Genomic DNA, 21,078 nt, shown 5'->3' with positions numbered 1-21,078 from the left:
ATTAAGATAATTGTCCACAAATATGCTTCACCATGTTTCATCATCAATGAAAATGCTCTAAGTATAGTGGTATATTCAGCAAAAACTCAATCTCTAAGCACTATTATACAAAAATTTTATAAAGTAGGTTTCGTCCTCGAAGTTGTCTAAAGTGATAAGGTTGAGCTGGTACAAAAACTACAGCTCTGGGATAGATATATAATCTTTAATGGGTCCAATAAGAACGATGCAAGCTTAATCAAAGCACTACGTTTAAATACTATAATAAACTGCAATAACTTTGATGGGATACTGCGTATTACAAAGATTGCAAAAGGACTATATATAACTGCAAAAATTGGCTTAAGAGTAGCAGATAATAAAACTCTACAAAATTGGTCCAGATTTGGATTTGCCTTAGCAGGAGAACAAAATAATGATGATATACTTACCCATCATCAATAAAATACAACAAATACCAAATATTCAATTAGCTGGACTACATTGTCATATTGGTACAGATATTAGAGACATCTCTAGATTTGCAGCAATCACAAAAAATATTGCTAGACTAGCTAGATAATTCTAACAAAGTATAAGCTTAGTTTAGACTGGATAGATTTAGGTGGTGGTTTAGCAGGAATAAGTCCAACTCTAAGCGATAAATAATTACAACCATACAGTCCATTTGATTTAGAGCTATATACCACGACAATAATAGCTCCATTTAATCAATAACAAAACCAAACTATTTGTTGAGCTAGGGAGTATTTTGATTGGTTTATTAAATAGCACTATTAAAAACCATAGTTGGCAATAGAGAACAAAATGAGAATTTTCAGATCTTAATAACAGATGCTGGGATACATACCATACCAACCAATATCTAACTATAGGCATCCAATCTATCACCTAAAAGCAAGAGATTATAAGAAAACTAGCTGTATGCAGCATAATTTTTTGAATGATGGTGTATTTTTACCTAAGCTTGAATATGGAGATAAGTTACTAATAGATGGAGCTGGTGCTCATTAATATATCAAGAAATAATGAGTTCATTCATCTAAAGCCAAGTGTAATCCTGATAAAATCATCAATATCAAGTCCTCAGAGTCAAACAAACATACTAATAAAATAGGTAAAATGCAGATTTTGATACTAAAAATTTAACAATATATTCCTTTGTTAGTTCTCTTAACATGTTTTTTAGGTAATATGTGTGTACATTTATTACTGCCATTACTACCACCCTGACTCTCCAAAACTCTATGCAGCTGTAAAACTACTCAGTATGTAATAGCCTTCTTCTTAGCTGGTAAAGCCTAGGAATGATAGTCTATAGGCCACTATCTGAAATCTATGTACGCCCCAAATCTATATCAAATGTTGGGTATTATGTAACTACAGAAATAGAGTTTAATACTACTGAACTTTAGGTAATGCTTTTGTTATATTTGGTAATCTTGATACTTCACTTTTTTATTAACTACTGGAAGAAATAAACTCTTCAGGTCAAATAACAAAAAAATTCCTTTCTCCTGGTAAAGTGACAAATGTTTCTCTAAATTATTAAATGATATATGTAATGCTAATGTCACAGTTTTTGGCTCTAATGATAACTAGTTTATTTTTTTCAACAGGACTATTTTATGCACAGAAATCGACTAAAGATATAGCTGCTGGTTTTAATACTGGTTATGTTTATAATATGGATGCAGCATGAAATGTCTCTTTAAGTAAGTTAATAATATTGGTAGTTTTAATGTCAATACAAACAGTATCTATGCTATTGCGGGCTGTTTCTTAAATTTAGGTGATGGTTTGGGCGACAACAACTAATAAAAAAGACTTCTCAGGCTCTAGTAAAGAATGTTTTACCTAGAAATAGTACAGTAAAACGATTACTAATCAGAAATTGCTAACTCACCATATAAATCTCGGACAGTATACAAATGAGAAAGATTATAAATCAATAATAGATATCTGTTATCATTCTAAAAACTTACAGCATAATGGTTCAATACAATACAGTTTAGGGAAGTATACTTTTAATAACTTAGTTGGTGATATAGCTGTAAACATCAAGGAAGCGACTCTAGCTTATAGCTGGCATAGTTAAACCACAACGTTAAAATATCGAATACCAATATTACAATTTCTGCATGTCCAAAATATGCATATATAGCAATACTAAACTAAAAGATGTAACAAAGAGTACTTATATTTGGAGATAGCTTAAGTGACTCTGGCAATTTATATAAGTATACTAAGTAGAATCATCCCAAAGCCTACTCCATTATAGATGAATGTTTTCAAATAGCTCTTGGACCCACTCTGCTAAACGAAGTCAAAATCAAATCCCAATAAGTAATTACTCTTTGGAGGAGCTACCGTAGTTGAACTAGCCTGGACAGATCTTAGCCTAACTTATACATTAGATGCAGAACTAAAAGCATATTCTGTAGATAAAGGCTATCATGATACGAAATAAAAATCTAACAATATTCTTTATTGGTGCTAATGACTATCTAACAATATCTGCAAATCAAAATCCAGCTTCTATTAATGCTATTACTTTATAAGTAACTGATAAAATCATAGCTACAGTTAACAAAATTAATGCAGAGAAAACATTAATTATCGATCTACCTAATTTAGGATTAACTTCTGAACCAAAACATATTGGAAATCAAAACTTCTGAAATAAGTATTTTTGTTACATATAACCAATAATATTGAGTTTGTTGATATGAATCCAATCTTTGAAATGCTATTTAATGGTACGGATAATTTTAATAAAAAATACCAAACTTCGATAGATCCAAACAAAACATACAAAACTGCTGAAGTGGTGGATATTTTGCTTATCAACTTAACAATCAGTCTATGAGCGATTTCTATGAAGGCTTGTTAACATCAAACCATGAGCCAACACTACTACAAAGAAGCACTAGCGATAGGTACCCTACTAGCAAAATAGATATGAGTAAAATACCTATAACTCCAGATATTACTAGTGCAATTTTATCTGCTGAAACTGGTAAACTCTGTGATATCCCCGAAAAGTTTATATTCTGAGATAGTGTTCACCCAACTTATTAAGTACACAAAGCACTTTTGATACATTGCTAAAGAATATTTAGGAATAAAATTGTAATAAAGAAAATTAAGAGTTATTAATCGAAATATCCACCAGCTTCAAAACGATCGATAAAATGTTGACTAAAATGAATTTTATTTAGCCTAATATTTGCTAAAAGTTTCTTATATTGACCAGCTCTAAAAATATAATTTAGAACATAGTAAACATTACCTTTTCCAACAACTTTTTCAACTTTTGCTTCGAAATTAGTAAAGTCTGATCTTTCATCAACATAATTATCTAGTAGAGAACATAACTTATCAATAGTTTTCTCATCTGCTCTATCAAAGTATTTAGCTACCTCATAATGAAACTCATATTTGCTATCATGAAAAAAAGGATAGACATTCCCTTGCCACGCTGCTTTATAACTATCATCAACATAGCTACTACTTAAAACATTTAGCTTCATAAGTTCATAGTAAAATTTATTTGTATTCATTATATTTTCCTAATTTATTTAGCTCTTCTTGAACTATTTGATTAACTTGCTTAGGGTTTGCTTTACCTTTACTTGCTTTCATAGTCTGCCCTACAAAAAAGCTCATAAGCTTAGTCTTACCAGCTTTAAAGTCAGATGCTTGTTGAGGGTTAGCTGCTATTATGCCTTGGACCAATTCTCGAATCGCACCCTCATCAGATATTTGCTTCAAACCTAGCTTCTCAATAATAGATTCAACAGAAGCTGCTGAATCAATATATTCAGCTATAACTTTTTTAGCATTAGCCTGTGAGATAACATTTTTCTGTACATTAGCAATAATCTCTAAAAGAATCTCTGCGGGAATCACATCAACGGAGAACTCTTTTTCAGCTTTATTAAGAGTTGATATTAGATCAACTGTTATCCAGTTATAAGCTGGCTTGTGCCCTATCCCAACTGCTATTTGATCATAATAGTCAGCTATCTCAAGATTTGATAGTAAAAACTCAACTTCTTGATCTGCCAAATGCTCACGATACATTGCTTCACGCTCTTCTAGTTTAAGAGGCATTTGCTTTTTAATACTTTCAATATACTCATCGGTTACCATCAATGGTAGTAAATCCGGGTCTGGGAAATAACGATAATCAAAAGCATCCTGTTTAGAACGCATTGAACGCGTCTCATTAGCATCTGCATCATAAAGACGTGTTTCTTGCACAACTTCACCTCCTGACCCTAATACAGCAACTTGACGAACATATTCACACTCTATAGCTTTATCAATAAACCTAAATGAGTTTATATTTTTAAGTTCAGCACGAGTACCAAACTCTACTTGCCCATGTGGTCTGATAGACAAGTTTACATCACATCTAAATGAACCTTCTTGCATATTACCATCACAGATACCTAAATGCTTAACCAACTGATGAAGTTTTTTAAGATAAGCAACAACCTCTTCTGCTGATCTAAAATCAGGATATGTCACAATCTCTAAAAGTGGCTTACCAGCACGGTTATAATCTAAACCTGTCTCACCAGCGATATAACCATGAACAGACTTACCAGCATCTTCTTCTAAATGTGCACGCTCTATTCTGATATTTTTTATCCCATTTGAAGTCTCAATTTCTATTTTACCTTCTTGGACTATCGGATTAGTCGATTGGCTAATCTGATAACCTTTTGGCAAATCTGGATAAAAATAATTTTTTCGTGCAAAGAAACTATCTTTTGAAATCTTAGCATCTACAGCTAAACCAAATATTACTGCTTTACGAATTGCCTCTTTGTTTACCACTGGCAATGTTCCAGGCAAGCCTAAATCTAAAAATGCTGCTTGGGTATTTTGGTGCTGCACATACTTTGTTGCAGAAGTCGAAAACAGCTTAGATTTAGTACTTAATTGAATATGGACCTCTAGCCCTATCACCATTTCCCAATTCACTATTAAATCCTCGCTTGTTCTAAAATAAATTCTTCAATACCATAATGGTTTTGATATTGTACTACCATCTGAGTCAATATATTATCATTAAATGCTTTAGCCATAAGCTGTCCACCAACTGGTAAACCATTAGCAAAACCAATAGGAAACGCAATAGCTGGCAAACCTGAGATATTAGCAGGAATAGTATAGATATCTGATAAATATGCTGAAACTGGATCTAGCTTATCGCCTTTTTTAAATGCTTCGCTTGGGGATGCTGGCATAAAAATAGCATCAACTTGCGTAAATATTTCGTTAATTTGATATGTCATTACTTTACGCAACTGCTGAGCCTTATTATAGTAAGAATCATACTGGCTCGACGCTAAGACATAGTTACCAATCATAATTCTACGCTTAACCTCTTCACCAAAGCCATAGGTACGCGATTTTATATATAACTCATCTAAATCTCTAGCTTCTGGATTACGATAACCATATCGAACACCATCATATCTAGCCAAGTTTGCTGCTGCTTCTGCAGGAGTTATGATATAGTAAATTGATAAAGCTTCTTTTAAATCTGGAACTTTTACAGATTTTATCTTGGCACCTAACTTCTCAAAGTTTTTAAGTGCTGTTGCTACTACTTGTTGGATTTGATCTGGTAGGTCTTTGATCAAACTTTCATCAATACCAATTACTTTACCTGAGATATCTTTTTGTAGATCTTGGGTAAAATGGTTTTGTTTAACACCAACACAAGTAGAGTCAAACTGACACTCCCCAGCAATTGCATCTAACATAATCGCGACATCTTCAGCATAGTGGGCAAAAATCCCCGCTTGATCAAAAGATGATGCAAACGCTATCATACCAAACCTTGATGTACTACCATAAGTAGGCTTCATTGCTGTAAGACCACAAAAGCTAGCAGGTTGTCTAACAGATCCACCGGTATCTGAACCTGTACTTACTGGAGCAAAGCCTGCAGCAACTGCCGCAGCTGAACCACCTGAAGATCCTCCAGGCACTCTATCTAAATCCCAAGGATTACTAACAGCTCCATAGTAACTATGCTCATTGGTTGAACCCATCGCAAACTCATCCATATTTAGCTTACCTAAAGTAACCATACCATGATCTTTACAGTTTTTCGTTACTGTTGAATCATATGGCGCAATAAAATTATCTAACATCTTAGAACCAGCTGTAGTTTTTACACCATTAGTACAAAAAATATCCTTATGCAGAATAGGAATACCTGTTAACAGTGATTGTTTGCCTTGAGATATTATACTATCTGCTATTTCTGCCTCTTTGAGAGCCTCTGCTTCACATAGCGTGATTACAGAATTTACACTCTTATCTTGTTCTTTTATTTTTGCTAGATACTGCTTAGTTAACTCAACAGCTGTTACTTCACTACTATCTAATCTAGCTCTTAATTTCTTAATATATGACATTGCTCACCCTATTTAACAACCTGTGGCACCATAAAGTAATTATCGACAATTTCACAAGCAAATTTATTAAAACTTGCACGATTATCTTGATCTTGAGGTATATCTTCACGAAATTTAAAATCAACACTAATCGGAGATATCATTGGTTTGACTCCCTGAGCATCGATTTTTTTGACTGTATCTAGAATCTTACAGATATTGGTAAGATCTTTGGTATACTGCTCTAACTGCTCTTCAGTCAAATCAAAACAAGATAGTTTAGCAATATGTTTTACTATTTTTTTATCCATTTAAACACCTAAAACAAATCGTTTGAAATAAATATCCATTAGATTATAAAATACTCATTAAGATAAAGAAAGATTTACAATCGCTATTTTATATTTGATGGTTAATTTTGTAACTGTTCTTTTATAGTTGTTGGTCCTTTATCAACAAGATATATATATCTTATATCTTTTATTTTTAGCATTTTTTATAGCTAGTTTTACAGATTTTATACTTAGCTCAATTGCTGCTTTTTCTTCTTCTAGTATTGAGACAACTTCTGTATCTAAGTCTAGAACTTCAACTATTGGATCACATTTTTTGATCGAATCATCCTCAAAGACATACCACTTACCTAATCTACCCCAATTGATGCAGATATATTATTTTGTGCTTCTTCTGGTCTTCAGGCAAAGATTATTAAAATGACTTTGAGTATAGTCAAATTATGATTTTAATGAGCTTATCTAATTTTCTCATATAGCAAGTTTTATGCTAGTATGTTGGCTGACCTTTTTTAGAAATCTCTAAAAGATCAAAATCTTACGGATTGCTACCATAAAACCATAACAATCATAAAGATATTGACTAAATTTCAGTAACCCTAATAGCACAAATATTTACAAATATCTCTGAAGCAATAAGCTTACCAATTGATAGTTGACCATTAATTATTAGATAACTACCAATACCTAAATAAGATATTAATAAAGACATATGTCAAACCAATATAAACATGTTATCTGAATATTACGCTAAAAAAGTTATCTCTAGCATCTAAATTAGTTTACATAATTTAGCATTTACTTTTTTAACCAAGCTATATTCTGGACGCTGTCAAATATCCAAACCAGTAAACAATATCATAAATATTATTTGATTCTTTTAGACCTGCCTCATAACCAGCTCTCATAGGAATAAAAATAGCTAATACAATGCATGTACAATATATCAAAGACTAAAAACATAGAATGATAAAATACTAAAATAATCACAAAAAAAATGTCTGTAAGAATATATCAAGTATGATTATAAATATCGCTGAAACCGACTTTTGTAAAAACTTCAGTTCAAATACTCTATTGATTTTCTCTATAACATTAATTTTTATCAAATCATTGAAATCGACGCTATAAGTAGTAGATATTATCTTAGTTTCAACAATTGATATCCTAAATAAGCTTTAGTTTAAAGATTATGACAAAAAAACCTCAGTTAATAAAATAAACTCGTTATCAACGATATAACTGGTCTTATCGAAAAGCTTACACCAACTAGATTTACCAAAGCTTGCACTGAAAATGGATAGTAAGAGATAAAAAACCTTAATATACTATATATAATTAAGAGTATATACCATGTACTTAGGTATTTTAAAAACTGTTTTTATTTGTCTAAATAACATTATAAGATACAAAGCCTTTAGATTTTATGCTTCTAATACATTTTTAAATATTAATATCCTGTAAGCTTAGTAATATTATACTCCAGTAAGTCCCTCCAGCACCACCTCCTGTAAAAGTAATTCGAAAACTATAATTTTACTTAGAGTTTAGGAGCAGCAAATAAGTGTAATACTGAAAACGACATATTCTAAGCTTTGATAGATCGCTCAAAAACATGATCAATCTCTTTTAGATAAGTTTTCTTAATACCATCAAAATCCATCTCAGGGATATCCAAACTAATATTATGTTCATCTTGCATAACTTCTTGTAATTTCTTAGAGAAAGATTCTCCTTGCTTAAGATCAAAAGCAACTTGCTGCACAATCCTGTAGCAATCCTCACGCATAAATGGCGTATTTGCTACTAAGAAGTGCAAGTAAAAACTTGATAAATAAGCACTAGTACTTCTAACTCTATCTTCAATAATATCTTGTTGTATTACTAGGTTATCAATAGTATTTTTTATTCTACGCAGAGCATAAACCATGATACCAAAGTTATCTGGCAGATAAAAACGCTCTGCTGAAGAGTGAGAAATATCTCGCTCATGCCATAGTACACAATTCTCTAGAGCTAGAGAAACATGAGAACGCAGCATTCTTGCCATACCTGTTAGATTTTCTGTAGAAATTGGATTTTTCTTATGTGGCATAGTTGATGAACCTTTTTGCCCTTTAGAGAAGCCTTCATATACTTCAAAAACATCACTACGGTGTAAATGCCTGATCTCTACAGCTAATCTCTCGATAGCAGAGGCTATAAGTCCGTGTATAGATATAAGTTTAGCAATCCTATCTCTAGGAATAACTTGTGTAGAAACCTCTTCTACAGGTAAGCCCAAAATATCAGCCGCTTTTTGCTCATCTTCTGTAGTTAATATACAGTAGTTACCAACTGCTCCAGAGAATTGTACTGTTAGACCTTCTTTTTGGAAGTCTTTTAGATCTTTTAGTCTACGCTTGAATTCTACATAAGCTCCCAAAAACTTCTGCCCAAAGCTCATTGGCTCAGCAAACATGCCATGACTTCTACCCATAGTGATGATATCTTTTGTTTGTTGAGCTTTCGCAAGTAGCGAGCCACAAAGCGCCTCTAGATCTTTGATAACATAACTCATAGAATCACGGATTTGTAGGCTAAGAGCTGAGTCAATAATATCAGAAGATGTAACACCAAAATGAAAAAATTTACCAGTCTCTGCTCTAAACTGCTCAGCGATAGAAGTACAAAATGCAATGATATCATGCTTTGTAACTTTTTCTATCTCATCGACTCTTTCTGGTCTAATTTGTGCTTTTGCACGAATCTCTGCCGCTGTACCTTTGGGTACCATTCTATCTTCAAGTGCCTCTAAAATCGCAAGCTCAACCTCTAACATTTTTGCATATTTATTCTCATCTGCCCAAATTTTTGAGATTTCTGCTATATCATATCTTTTTATCATTTGACTACCTTATCTAAATAAAACACCTGCAAGCACACTTAGTGCTAAGGCACAAGCATGACAGTAAATCATGAACTATTTGATTCAACTTAAATATAGCTTAATTTTCTCAAATAGAGTCATATTGTCAACATATTTATAAATAAATAATATGCCATCATATTTACTAATTCACTTGAGTTATTTTGTTATAATAAACATTGGCTTGATAGTTTCTAAACTTAAACCACAATAATTTAACTAAAAAACTATATTATTATAGTTGTGGTAAAGTCAATTTAGTTAATTTAAAAAGAAAATAATATGAAAAGCTTATAGCTACATCTACATTTATAATCACTTTGGTATATGTGAGCTATGCTGGTTTTGACCACAGTCCGAGATACTAAAAACCATCAAAATTTACTTGTATATAAAGCTTTGAGCCTTTTTCAGCTAATATAGCTTTATAGGTAAAGCCACTATACACTAAAGCATCATTATCAAAAGTATGACTATCTAACTCAATTTTAGATAGCTTAAAGTGCTTAGCTTCTCCTGTATAAAAACCTCTGGTGTAATTGGATGAAAACCTAACTCTAGCTCTGAGAATATTATCTCATAATCACTAAACTAATGTTTATAATCAAAAGGACCAGCAAATGCCCGGTGTGCTCCAAAACCACACGATGCAATATTTTCATCAAGATTTATAATATTGTATTCTGCGATAAGTTTATTAGCTTCTAGAGTATAAATAACTTCAAACCTTAGTCTAAATGGATAGTTTTCTGTGTTAGTTTCATTGCTAAGATAGCACTAATATTCACTATGTATGACAATATCAAATACAGCTATGTTACGCTAAGCCATGATTATATATAAGGTATTCTTTGCCTTGATATTTAATTTTATTACCATGAGATTACAAACTACTGCGAATAACATAGGAGAAACTCCTGACCAAACTCGAATATCACCAGACCACATATACTCATGGTTTGTTGTCGCATTTATAATTGCTCAAACCTCTGTACCTAACTCGCTAATTTATACCAATAAAATATCGTTGTTGATTTTGATTATAAGAATCCCCTTACTGTTGATGAAGAGATGTAACCTTAAACCAATAGGCGTCATTGTGTCAGACTTACCCTCCCCAAAATAGCGTGTCATTCCATCAGATTCGATCTCTAAATCTCAGAAATAGATTAAGATTAAATAATCTATTTCTGCAAATGCTAATTAAACTAAAAATCTATAGCATCATCACCTCCATGGTTTATTTAAATTTGTTTAACAAAATACAAACAACTCTTAAACCATAGTTTAGCATCGATATTTTTCTAAAACTCTAAATACCACATCAACAGCGTCATCTCAAGAATTAAACTCTTATACCCTTAGGTATAATAAGTATTATTACAGAAAACCATGTAAATGGAATTAAAGCAAACAAAGATAATAATTGACCAAGATATTTAGTAAATAACCTATCTTCATTTTGATCCGTATACTTTACAAGAACGGCTCCAGGAACAAAAAATATATCAGTAAAGATTAATAAAATTAAACAAGTAAAATAGTATAATAAACCATTTTATGATTGGAAGTAGTAATGTAAATATTCCATTAACAGCATAAAAATTATCAGAAAAAGATCTTGAATATATTATTGTCAATACCCAAAACACTTCTAAAATGTTGCTGATAATAATATCCAGCTACTATAAAGCTTGTAAATCTCTTTAGAAAACCAAACATTAACCGATATCCCAGTAACTCGCTAAAAGAAAAAATATCAGAACATACTTGATCTTATTAGTCTTGATATAAATTTGTCAATTATCTTATAGATTTTTTTGCACAACAAACAAATAGCATACGATAATATGCTTCCTTATAACAAACACAAATCAAATATAAGACTAGATTTATCCGCTCAAAAAGAAATCGTAGAATCAACGATATTAAAAATATTGTTACTTTGGTAATTTCGATCAACTAATCTCTCCTTGAAAGACTTAACTCTACCCAATCCACTTTCTAGTATTTCTAAACATTCTCATCCATACAGAATACTCATTATATTCTTCTGGGATATATGAGTTTGTAATCGCCCTATAGACACGCTCTGGATGTGGCATCATCGCAAGTACACGACCATCTAGTGCTGTTACAGCTGTTAGACCATTTACTGCACCATTTGGATTATATGGATACATCTCCGTAGCCTGACCTTGTCCATCGATATATTTAAGAGCTATTTGAGAACTTGCTAACATAGCTTGTTGCTCGGAATCATTCTCAAATAGTGGACGACCCTCACCATGAGCTACAGCAATCGGCGCCTTTGTACCTGCCATATCAGCAAACCAAATAGAGTCAGATTCTTGAATCTCAACCATAGAAACTCTAGCCTCAAACTGTTCCGATTTATTTTTGATAAATATCGGCCAGTTTTCAGCACCTTTGATTAGTGATTTAAGTTGTGCCAGCATTTGACAACCATTACACACACCTAGTGCTAAAGTATCATCACGACCAAAGAATTTGCTAAACTCATCTCTTAGCTTCTCCGTAAATAGAATATTTTTTGCCCAGCCACCACCAGCACCTAGAACATCACCATACGAAAAACCACCACAGGCTACTAATACTTTGAAGTCAGCTAAAGTTACACGACCCGCATGAAGATCTGACATGTGTACATCATGAGCCTCAAAACCTGCGGTTGTAAATGCTGCTGCCATTTCAACTTGTCCGTTGACACCTTGCTCTCTTAAGATTGCAACTTTTGGCTTCTTAACATTAATAAAGTTTGCAGTGATATCTTCTTCAATATCAAAAGTAGCCTCTACATGGATACCCTTGTCACCAGTATTTAAAATACTATCAAACTCCTGCTTAGCACATTCGCTATTATCACGGATCGACTGAATATGATATGAAGTTTCAGCCCACCATCTTTGTAGATTTACACGCATATTTGAGTATACTTTTTCATCATTTACAAATATATTTAGCTCATCTCTAGAGTTTAGATTAGCTATTACACGCAGATGAATTTGGGTATCTCTAAACAACTCTTCAACTAGCGCTACGTCATTATTTCTAACTTGGATAACAACACCAACTTCTTCAGCAAAAAGTTTAGCTAATACATCTTGAGTTTGTAGCTTAACATCTAAACCTTTACGCCCAGCAAATGACATCTCTGATAGAGTAGCAAACACACCACCATCTGATACATCATGATATGCTAAGATTTTATTTTGAGCTTTGAGCTTAGTGATATTTTCAAATAACACTTTTAGCTTAGAAGCCTCAACATCAGGAGCTATATTACCAATTTGGTTATAAGCTTGTGCTAGGCATGAAGCTCCAAGTCTGCCAGCACCATTTGATAAATCAATATGTAATAAAGTTGTGTCACTATCATCAACTAAAACTGGTGTTAAAGTCTTGCGTGCATTTGCCACCGGTGAAAAACCTGAAATGACTAATGATAATGGCGACGTTACAGATTTATATTGACCGTTGTCATCTGAGCACCTAGTTTTCATTGACATTGAGTCTTTGCCAACAGGTATTGCGATACCTAACTCTGGGCAAAATTCCATGCCAACTGCTTTGACAATCTCGTATAGTTTTTGGTTTTCATCACCATGATTTGCAGCAACCATCCAGTTTGCTGAGAGGCGAATATCACTTAGTTTTTGTATATCCGCGGCTAATAAGTTTGTCACAGCCTCTGCGATTGCTAATCTACCTGAAGCAGCAGCATTTATAGTAGCCACTGGAGTTCTTTCGCCCATCGCCATTGCCTCACCAGCTTTACTATCTACTGTAGCAGTTGTCACAGCACAGTCGGCAACTGGTACTTGCCATGGCCCAACCATCTGATCACGCGCAACCATACCTGTAATACTTCTATCACCAATCGTGATTAAAAAAGATTTAGAAGCTACAGCTGGTACTTTTAGCACCCGCTCAATTGCATCATCAAGCTTGATAGTACTTGTATCAAAAACATCTTGCTCAACTTTAACAGTCTTAACATTAATATGCATTTGTGGCGTATTACCGAATAACAACTCCATTGGTAAATCAACTGGTTTATTACCAAAATACTCATCGTTTAAGGTGATATGTTTCTCTGAAATAGCTTCACCAACCACAGCAAATGGGCATCTTTCTCTTTGACACAACTGTTCAAAAAGCTCTAGTGACTCGGGATCTATTGATAGCACATATCTCTCTTGCGATTCATTTGACCATATTTCTAGTGGCGAAAGCCCTTCTTCACCAACATTTACTTTTCTAAGCTCAAAGTAACCGCCAACACTGCCGTCTTTGACAAGCTCAGGAAACGCATTTGATATACCACCAGCTCCAACATCATGGATAAATGTAATCGGATTATTTTCACCCATTTGCCAACATCTATCAATAACCTCTTGGCAACGGCGCTCCATCTCAGCATTATCACGCTGAACTGAGGCAAAATCTAACTCTGAATTTGCCTCGGATGAAACTACTGATGATGCTGCACCACCACCTAAACCAATACGCATTGCTGGACCACCAAGACATATTAGCTTAGCACCAACTTTGATATCACCTTTCTCAACATGCATTCTTTTGATATTACCCATACCACCAGCAATCATAATTGGCTTATGATAACCAAATATTTCTTTACCTCTAGAGGTATTTGCAGCTTGCTCAAAAGTACGGAAATAACCATTTAGGTTTGGACGACCAAATTCATTTGAATAATGTGCTCCACCGATAGGCGCTTCTAGCATTATCTGTAACGGTGTCACGATATGATTAGGCTTACCATATTTACTAGTCTCCCAAGCCTGCTCAAAACCTGGAATATTTAGGTTTGAAACTGTAAAACCAGTTAGACCAGCTTTTGGTTTTGCACCAAGACCTGTTGCACCTTCATCACGAATCTCACCACCAACGCCAGTTGCTGAACCACTAAATGGTGCAATAGCTGTAGGGTGATTATGTGTCTCAACTTTCATCAGAATATCAACTTCTTCTTGGTGGAAATTATAAATACCTGTTTGCGTATTTGAGTAGAACCTTTGCGCTGTTGTACCCTCTATCACAGCAGCATTATCCTTGTATGCAGAGAGTACTCCTTGTGGAGATTTCTCTGTTGTATTTTGAATCATCTTGAACAATGATTTATCTTGCTCTTGACCATCGATTGTCCACTTAGCATTGAATATTTTATGCCTACAATGCTCTGAGTTAGCTTGCGCAAACATATACAACTCTGTATCTGTTGGGTTTCTACCTAGCTTATTATATTCAGATGATAGATATGCTATCTCTTGTTCACTAAGTGCTAAACCAAGCTTTTTATCAGCATCTTTGATAGCCTGCTGACCATTTTCTAAAACATTGATAAATTCTAAAGCTCTAGGAGTTCTAGCTTCAAATAGGCGTTGTAAATCATCTTTTGATGAGAAGATCTCTTCAACCATACGATCATGAACTAAGTTTTCAATCTCCTTTAGCTCAGTAGCAGAAACTTGACCCTCTACACCAAATAAAACTGCTCTTTCTACTCGCTTAACCTCATTAATCCCCGTATTACGGATAATATCAGTAGCTTTAGAAGACCACGGTGATATTGTACCAACTCTTGGCGCCGTCATAAAAGTATGACCTTTTGGTTGAGCTAAACCATACTCTCTATTGTAGTTAAGTAAAGATTTAATAATCTGCTCTTGCTTACTGTTAAGCTCTTGATCAATTTCAACAACGTGAATATATTGCGCTGATATTGACTCAACTTTACTAGATATTTTTTTAACATCGGCTAAAATTTTTTCTCTTCTAAAAGAAGAGAATGCACTTAAACCTTTAAAAATCCTAATCATTAGTTATCAAACCTATATTTTTCTAATTCTTTTAACTCTTTACGATGTTTCTCTAGCACATCTAGATAAACATCATCAACATCACCTGTAATGTAATTACCAGAGAAAACACTATCCTCAAACTCTCTAATCTTAGGATTTTGCTGTTGAATAATCTCTTTTAAATCCTCTAATGGTAAATATATCAACCCATCTACACCAATCCACTGGCGAATTTCCTCTATGGTCTTACCATGAGCAATTAAATCTGACTTAACCGGCATATCAATACCATACACATTTGGATAACGAACTGCCGGAGATACCGAAGCAAAATAAACAGATTTAGCACCTAAATCTCTAATCATTTCAATAATGCGTTTTGATGTTGTACCCCTTACAATAGAGTCATCAACAAGTAGAACATTTTTATCCTTAAATTCTGCTGGAATAGGGTTTAGTTTTCTTCTTACAAAATTCTTTCTATCAACTGATTCCGGCATGATAAATGTTCTACCAATATAGCGGTTCTTAACAAAGCCTTCACGGTATTCTACACCTAGTGCTGTTGCAATCTCTTGAGCAGAAGCTCTACCTGTCTCCGGTACAGGAATAACAATATCGATATCCTTATCTTTCCATGACTCTTTGATTCTCTTGCTTAAAATTTTACCTGCATCAACACGCGCTTGATAAACACTAACACCATTCATAATACTATCTGGTCGAGCAAAATAGACATATTCAAATAGACATGGTGCTAATACTGGATTTTTTGCACAGATTTTAGAATGAACCTTTCTATCTTCAGTGATTATTATCACCTCACCAGGCTCTACATCACGCAATACTTTAAATCCTGAAATATCTAAAGCAACACTCTCACTAGCAACCATATAGGCTTTATCACCATTATCGTACTCTTTAAAACCAAGCACAAGTGGGCGAATACCATAAGAATCTCTAAAAGCAATTAAACCAAAATCTGCTATCATTGCAGTGCAAGCATAGCCACCTTTGACATGCTCAAAGACAAACTCACATGCTTTATAAACAGCATCTGGAATTGGACAACCTTTTGATTTATTCATACCACAAGCAAAAAAGTTGAGTAATAATTCGGAATCTGAACTTGTATTAAGATGGCGTCTTTCAATATTATGGAGCATTTGTACAAGCTCTGGAACATTAGTCAAGTTACCATTATGAGCAAAAACTATACCATGAGGATTATTTACATAAAAAGGCTGACTATCTGCAGCACCCAAGCTTCCTACTGTTGGGTATCTTACATGACCTATACCCATTTTACCTTTTGACTTCTCTAATTTCTCATCTGTAAATACATCATTTACTAGTCCTGTATTTTTACGGATAAAAAAGTGCCCTTGATCCATAGTTGCGATACCTGCAGCATCTTGACCTCTATGTTGCAAAAGACTTAAACCATAAAATAACGCATAACTAACCTGATCTGGTCCAGCGACTCCAATTACTCCACACATAAACTACCGATTACTCTTAGTATAAATTAATTATTAACACAATATTATAACAATATTTAACACGATAAATTAATCAAAATTATCTAAAATACTAATGCGCAAAACTACTCCTTTCAATGTTTTTGACTTTACCTCTAGTGAATCAATCACCGAAACTAAATCTCCAATCATCAACTATGCCAAGTCACAGCTAAAGCCTTTTCTAAGTAGCACATGCATACTAGATCTTTGCAATTCTTTGGTATTATGTAAGCCGCTATTTGCTAACCTTTAGCGCAGATTTTCTAAGATATATTAAACAATACTATACTCTTTAGTTGTTTTAAGTGACCAGCTAACGGTAGGAATACCTCACTCACCAGCATGAATAATTACCCATCTCTTCTAATTTACTAGTGTATATATTTTGCAAAATCATAGCAAATCTGATGTACTCTCTTATAACCTTCAAAACCTAGCCTAACAAAATTATATAATACTACGCTACTATTATCAGGCCACCTGGCCGTGAGAATTCAGTGCAAATGTTGTGGAATATTACCACATAGGTAATTAACATTTAAAATCAAATTCTCTGGTAAATACTTTTTATCAGCCCAGACAACACAACCAACACCAAGCTTAGATAGGCCAAACTTGTGTCATAATGCATTGATTGATTTGACACGAGATAATCTAAAATTCCACTTTAAATATGAATCTATAAACAGAGCCTGGAAACCTCATGATAGTTGCATCAACATGAACCGGAATATCTATATCTGTTTGTTTTTCAAAATCATCAAGAGCTTTACATACATCTTCGACTAGTTCATATTGTCCTATAAAAGTTACTCCAAGAGTTAGTACAACTCCTATAGCATTTTCATCACACCTTTCTAATACAGCTTGTGGTGTCATTATTAAGCTATTTCGAGACATCGGCATCTCTTCTAAGCTCTATATTACAATATCTAGCAAAATTATGCCAGCATACTTGCACAGGTCCGGTAACTAATTTTGGTTTTGAATAATCTTTACCTTGGGCTTTCATCTTATCGCGCCAGCGCCATTTCATCACCATACCATTCAAGTACAGCTGCCTCTAATGAACCAAGTAGTTGAGCAAACTATAGCATTCTCAGTAGCTGAATTCCACAAATTTGCCAAGATATTTACACCGCTCGATTCTATTTTGCAGTCTGCAGGTATTCTATACATATTTTTATCATTTTTGCCGTGTATCGCTATAATCTTCTCGCTATAGTTGTATCTTAAATTTAAAATCTACTATCTCGAATAAATTAATTTTCTCAGCAGCGATATTTTTACAACATATTGAGATTATTAATTCGTCATAAAAAAATGTCACAAAATCATCTGGATAAGTATTACTAAGCCAGAAGTTATTAACTTTGCTGAAATTAGAACTGCTCAAGCCTTTTGCTATTCCCAGTGAATTTCTTTTTACTTGTGCTTCTTTGAGTGTCCATAAAGTATAAAAATCCTTATTAGGATTATCACTAATAGTTAGCTCGTAGCATTCTAATTCGCTAAAGTAACGCCGTGCGATCCTAATAATATTTTGTCTAGCTGATAGCTTTTCAATATCTACACCAATCTCTTGATCAGCAACGGCAATTATAAGCTTTGTCAGTGTATGACTAATATTAAAAAAAATACTATTATCCTCTAAGTAAGGTTTACCATGCTGATTGAAAAAAACTGGCGAGGAAATATGATAAAATTCTTCTAAAACAAAATAACGAATAAACTGCGAAAATATTTCTTGCTTGTTTGTAAGCTGAGATAAATCTATATTTCTACTAAAGAGCCATGATTTAATGTGCTCAGCTTTATATTTCTCAAAGTCTAAAATAAAAGCTGAGGCCTGCGACATCAAACTAATTACTCCGTTGCAATCTGCGATATTATATCTGTGGTTCCTAAAATACTATTAGTGTATTCAATATCTTTGTATGTCAAGCTTCCCTGCAATTGTTTTAAGCGCACATAATCTTCAACATAGTTGAATATAGCATCTGCAAATGATAGCTGTGCTTGGACAAGTATTGCCTGACGGTTAAGCAAGTCAACGATTGTCTGTGTCCCTGCTTCAAAACCTTCTAATATCGCTTTTACAGAAGCTATACCTGAATATACAGACTTTCTAAAGGCTTCAATTCTAACTACATCAAGGATAACTGTTTGATATGCCTCTACTGTACTAGCATAAACTTCTCTCTTAGTCTGTAGTAACGCATAGTTAGCTGCTTGATTATCGTAACTAGCCCGTTTAAGTTGAGCATAATCAGAACCTCCTCTTAATAAATTCCAGTTGACTTCGCCACCAATATTAGCAACATCATATTTAGTTGGGATTACAGCTATTTGTGCTGGTGAATTAGAAAGAGCATTACGAGACATCATTATGCCACCAGTTAAATTAGCTTTAGGAAAAAAATTACCCCACTGAATGCCAACCCCCTCTTGTGCTGCTTCGTATTCAAATTTTTTCTGCGCAATATCGAGATTATGCTTCTCAGCAGTATTTAACCAATAGTTAATATCATCAGGAACTGGATTACCAAACTCAGTATCTTTTGATATATATAAAATCGAACTTATACGCTTACCAATAAGTTTAGCCATCACAGCTTTGGCATTAATGAAATTTCTTTGTGCATTAACTCTATCAGCGATTGCTTGACGATATTGTGCATCTGTAGTTTTAAAATCAGCATACGAAACCATACCTGAGTTATACTTATACTTCTGAGTCAAATATAAATTTTTGTTCCAAGCTTCGTTAGCAAACTGAAACTGTAGTGCCTGCTCTGCTCTTAACAGCTCAAAATATGCAGTAACCGTATCAGTTATAAGAGTCTGTTCAGCTTTAGCATAAATCATCGCATACGATTTTTGCAAATATGTTGCCTGGGTATATGTCTTCCATTTACTCCAATCAAAGAGAACCTGAGAACCACTAAAATTTACCACATTTGCAGTATCATTGACTCTACCACCGAACTGATTATACAAATCTCTTCTAAGGTTATAATTAAAATCAATCTGTGGTAATAATGCGCCTAATGCTGTTGGCACAGTTTCAACATTTGCCACAAAAGTTGATCTTGCTGCTTGATAATCAGCATTATGTTCAGCAGCTAGCTTATATATATCGACTAAACTATAGTACTTATCCTCAGTATCACCAACCATCGCAACTTCATCAGCTTTTTTAAGGTTATAGAATCTATTGCCTTGTTTAATCTGATCAGCTTTGGCATATTGTTTTTCGACACTATACGCGTTTTCAGCAACATCAGTACCTACAGGTCTTCCTGCATAGTTATAGTTAGGAACAGTTGTATTTTCATTAGCTAACGCTAGACAGAACCCAAAAAAACCTAAGAAGTATAATGTTATTAACTTTTTCATAGCACTTCTTACTTATTGTACGTGTTAAAGAGGAGACTCTTTTCGTATTTTTGTGTTGGTGTTTTAATTATCAAGTAAGCTTTATCACAAATAGCTGTTCTAACGACAAATATTAGTCTACCATTAGTCTCAAGAAGCCCTAATAGTGACTCATCTATCTCATCTTCTTTAACCACATTTGATATATATATACAATTATATTTTTTACCATTTTTGATAATATTGGTTATATGTTCAGCACTATTAAACTCAACATTATATATATCAATATTTGCTAGCTGACGCCTTACTAAGGCTAAGCTTTGCTCATCATAATCAACAAGTTCGACACTCTTACATAATTTAGCTATTAAGGCTACTGGATAACCACTTTCTAACCCGAGTTTTAAGATATTATCGTTAGCTTTGATAGCTAATGCCTCTACAAGCTTAGCTGTAAACATCGGACTTCTTAATTCTTTTTCGCCTACAATTAAATTTGTATCGCAATAAGCTAAACCTTGAAGTTCTCTCGGTAAAAAAATTTCTCTAGGGATTTCTGCCATAATTTTAGCAACACCATCTAAAGAAAGTCCTTCAATAAGAACTTGTTGCTTTACCATATTTTCTCTAGCAAGCTCAAAATTCATATTAGATCCTATTAGATATTTAAGAAGTAAATTTCATCTACTATTCAGACAAGATATA

Annotated in this window: 11 protein-coding genes and 7 pseudogenes; 4 read left to right on the top strand and 14 right to left on the bottom strand. The window is 33.7% G+C overall.

Going from position 1 to position 21,078, the window contains the following annotated elements:
* The 4 genes and pseudogenes from fslC (at nucleotide 1) to FSC845_RS09420 (ending at nucleotide 3,057) form a co-directional block, all read left to right on the top strand.
* Nucleotides 1-1,109: pseudogene (gene fslC, locus FSC845_RS02570) on the top strand (rhizoferrin biosystnesis N-citrylornithine decarboxylase FslC).
* A 15-nt stretch (nucleotides 1,110-1,124) separates the two neighbouring features.
* Nucleotides 1,125-1,352: pseudogene (locus tag FSC845_RS09585) on the top strand (rhizoferrin import MFS transporter FslD); the annotation flags it as partial.
* Between the two features lie 3 nt (nucleotides 1,353-1,355).
* Nucleotides 1,356-1,849 (top strand): annotated as a pseudogene (locus FSC845_RS09965) (DUF3573 domain-containing protein); the annotation flags it as partial.
* Nucleotides 1,850-2,865: 1,016 nt separating this feature from the next.
* Entirely contained in the window at nucleotides 2,866-3,057 is a 192-nt protein-coding gene (locus FSC845_RS09420; RefSeq protein ID WP_227806634.1) for a hypothetical protein, read from the top strand.
* A gap of 98 nt (nucleotides 3,058-3,155) precedes the next feature.
* Here the strand turns inward: FSC845_RS09420 and FSC845_RS02560 are convergent, their stop codons facing one another.
* The 14 genes and pseudogenes from FSC845_RS02560 to FSC845_RS02510 all read right to left on the bottom strand — a co-directional run bounded on the left by FSC845_RS02560 (nucleotide 3,156) and on the right by FSC845_RS02510 (nucleotide 21,020).
* Complete coding sequence (locus tag FSC845_RS02560; protein ID WP_064461628.1) at nucleotides 3,156-3,563, bottom strand: hypothetical protein; 408 nt, start codon at nucleotides 3,561-3,563, stop codon at nucleotides 3,156-3,158.
* A complete protein-coding gene (gatB, locus tag FSC845_RS02555) occupies nucleotides 3,550-4,995 on the bottom strand; it encodes an Asp-tRNA(Asn)/Glu-tRNA(Gln) amidotransferase subunit GatB (protein WP_144416526.1) in 1,446 nt (481 codons plus the stop codon). Before gatB ends, FSC845_RS02560 begins: the two co-directional genes overlap by 14 nt.
* Before the next feature lie 2 nt (nucleotides 4,996-4,997).
* A complete protein-coding gene (gene gatA, locus FSC845_RS02550; RefSeq protein WP_064461627.1) occupies nucleotides 4,998-6,443 on the bottom strand; it encodes an Asp-tRNA(Asn)/Glu-tRNA(Gln) amidotransferase subunit GatA in 1,446 nt (481 codons plus the stop codon).
* 8 nt (nucleotides 6,444-6,451) lie between these two features.
* Entirely contained in the window at nucleotides 6,452-6,733 is a 282-nt protein-coding gene (gene gatC, locus FSC845_RS02545) for an Asp-tRNA(Asn)/Glu-tRNA(Gln) amidotransferase subunit GatC (protein WP_064461626.1), read from the bottom strand.
* A gap of 107 nt (nucleotides 6,734-6,840) precedes the next feature.
* Nucleotides 6,841-7,113, bottom strand: a pseudogene (locus FSC845_RS08660) (hypothetical protein); the annotation flags it as partial.
* Nucleotides 7,097-8,115 (bottom strand): annotated as a pseudogene (locus tag FSC845_RS09580) (ABC transporter ATP-binding protein); the annotation flags it as partial. The pseudogenes FSC845_RS08660 and FSC845_RS09580, both read right to left, overlap by 17 nt.
* A gap of 188 nt (nucleotides 8,116-8,303) precedes the next feature.
* Entirely contained in the window at nucleotides 8,304-9,602 is a 1,299-nt protein-coding gene (gene purB, locus FSC845_RS02540) for an adenylosuccinate lyase (RefSeq protein ID WP_064461625.1), read from the bottom strand.
* Between the two features lie 388 nt (nucleotides 9,603-9,990).
* Nucleotides 9,991-10,631, bottom strand: a pseudogene (locus FSC845_RS09575) (aldose epimerase family protein); the annotation flags it as partial.
* Between the two features lie 980 nt (nucleotides 10,632-11,611).
* The gene (gene purL, locus FSC845_RS02535) at nucleotides 11,612-15,487 is read right to left on the bottom strand and encodes a phosphoribosylformylglycinamidine synthase (RefSeq protein ID WP_064461624.1); all 3,876 of its coding nucleotides are present in this window, start codon (nucleotides 15,485-15,487) and stop codon (nucleotides 11,612-11,614) included.
* A complete protein-coding gene (gene purF / locus FSC845_RS02530) occupies nucleotides 15,487-16,971 on the bottom strand; it encodes an amidophosphoribosyltransferase (RefSeq protein WP_064461623.1) in 1,485 nt (494 codons plus the stop codon). Before purF ends, purL begins: the two co-directional genes overlap by 1 nt.
* A 91-nt stretch (nucleotides 16,972-17,062) precedes the next feature.
* Nucleotides 17,063-18,171: pseudogene (locus tag FSC845_RS09570) on the bottom strand (pyridoxal-dependent decarboxylase).
* Between the two features lie 40 nt (nucleotides 18,172-18,211).
* A complete protein-coding gene (locus tag FSC845_RS02520) occupies nucleotides 18,212-18,850 on the bottom strand; it encodes a 4'-phosphopantetheinyl transferase family protein (protein WP_064461621.1) in 639 nt (212 codons plus the stop codon).
* A gap of 8 nt (nucleotides 18,851-18,858) precedes the next feature.
* The gene (locus FSC845_RS02515) at nucleotides 18,859-20,391 is read right to left on the bottom strand and encodes a TolC family protein (RefSeq protein WP_064461620.1); all 1,533 of its coding nucleotides are present in this window, start codon (nucleotides 20,389-20,391) and stop codon (nucleotides 18,859-18,861) included.
* 8 nt (nucleotides 20,392-20,399) lie between these two features.
* Nucleotides 20,400-21,020, bottom strand: a complete 621-nt coding sequence (locus FSC845_RS02510; RefSeq protein WP_064461619.1) for a protein-L-isoaspartate O-methyltransferase family protein — start codon at nucleotides 21,018-21,020, stop codon at nucleotides 20,400-20,402.
* Between the last annotated feature and the right edge of the window lie 58 nt (nucleotides 21,021-21,078).

The sequence above is a fragment of the Francisella persica ATCC VR-331 genome, assembly GCF_001653955.1.
Taxonomy (GTDB): domain Bacteria; phylum Pseudomonadota; class Gammaproteobacteria; order Francisellales; family Francisellaceae; genus Francisella; species Francisella persica.
The sequence above is the reverse complement of the archived record's forward strand: the minus strand, read 5'-3'. Positions and strand labels throughout refer to the sequence as shown.

Coding starts and splice junctions, on each gene's coding strand:
- FSC845_RS09420 (WP_227806634.1), top strand. CDS start 2,866: ATGAGCGATTTCTATGAAGGCTTGTTAACATCAAACCATGAGCCAACA.
- FSC845_RS02560 (WP_064461628.1), bottom strand. CDS start 3,563: ATGAATACAAATAAATTTTACTATGAACTTATGAAGCTAAATGTTTTA.
- gatA (WP_064461627.1), bottom strand. CDS start 6,443: ATGTCATATATTAAGAAATTAAGAGCTAGATTAGATAGTAGTGAAGTA.
- gatC (WP_064461626.1), bottom strand. CDS start 6,733: ATGGATAAAAAAATAGTAAAACATATTGCTAAACTATCTTGTTTTGAT.
- purB (WP_064461625.1), bottom strand. CDS start 9,602: ATGATAAAAAGATATGATATAGCAGAAATCTCAAAAATTTGGGCAGAT.
- purL (WP_064461624.1), bottom strand. CDS start 15,487: ATGATTAGGATTTTTAAAGGTTTAAGTGCATTCTCTTCTTTTAGAAGA.
- purF (WP_064461623.1), bottom strand. CDS start 16,971: ATGTGTGGAGTAATTGGAGTCGCTGGACCAGATCAGGTTAGTTATGCG.
- FSC845_RS02520 (WP_064461621.1), bottom strand. CDS start 18,850: ATGTCGCAGGCCTCAGCTTTTATTTTAGACTTTGAGAAATATAAAGCT.
- FSC845_RS02515 (WP_064461620.1), bottom strand. CDS start 20,391: ATGAAAAAGTTAATAACATTATACTTCTTAGGTTTTTTTGGGTTCTGT.
- FSC845_RS02510 (WP_064461619.1), bottom strand. CDS start 21,020: ATGAATTTTGAGCTTGCTAGAGAAAATATGGTAAAGCAACAAGTTCTT.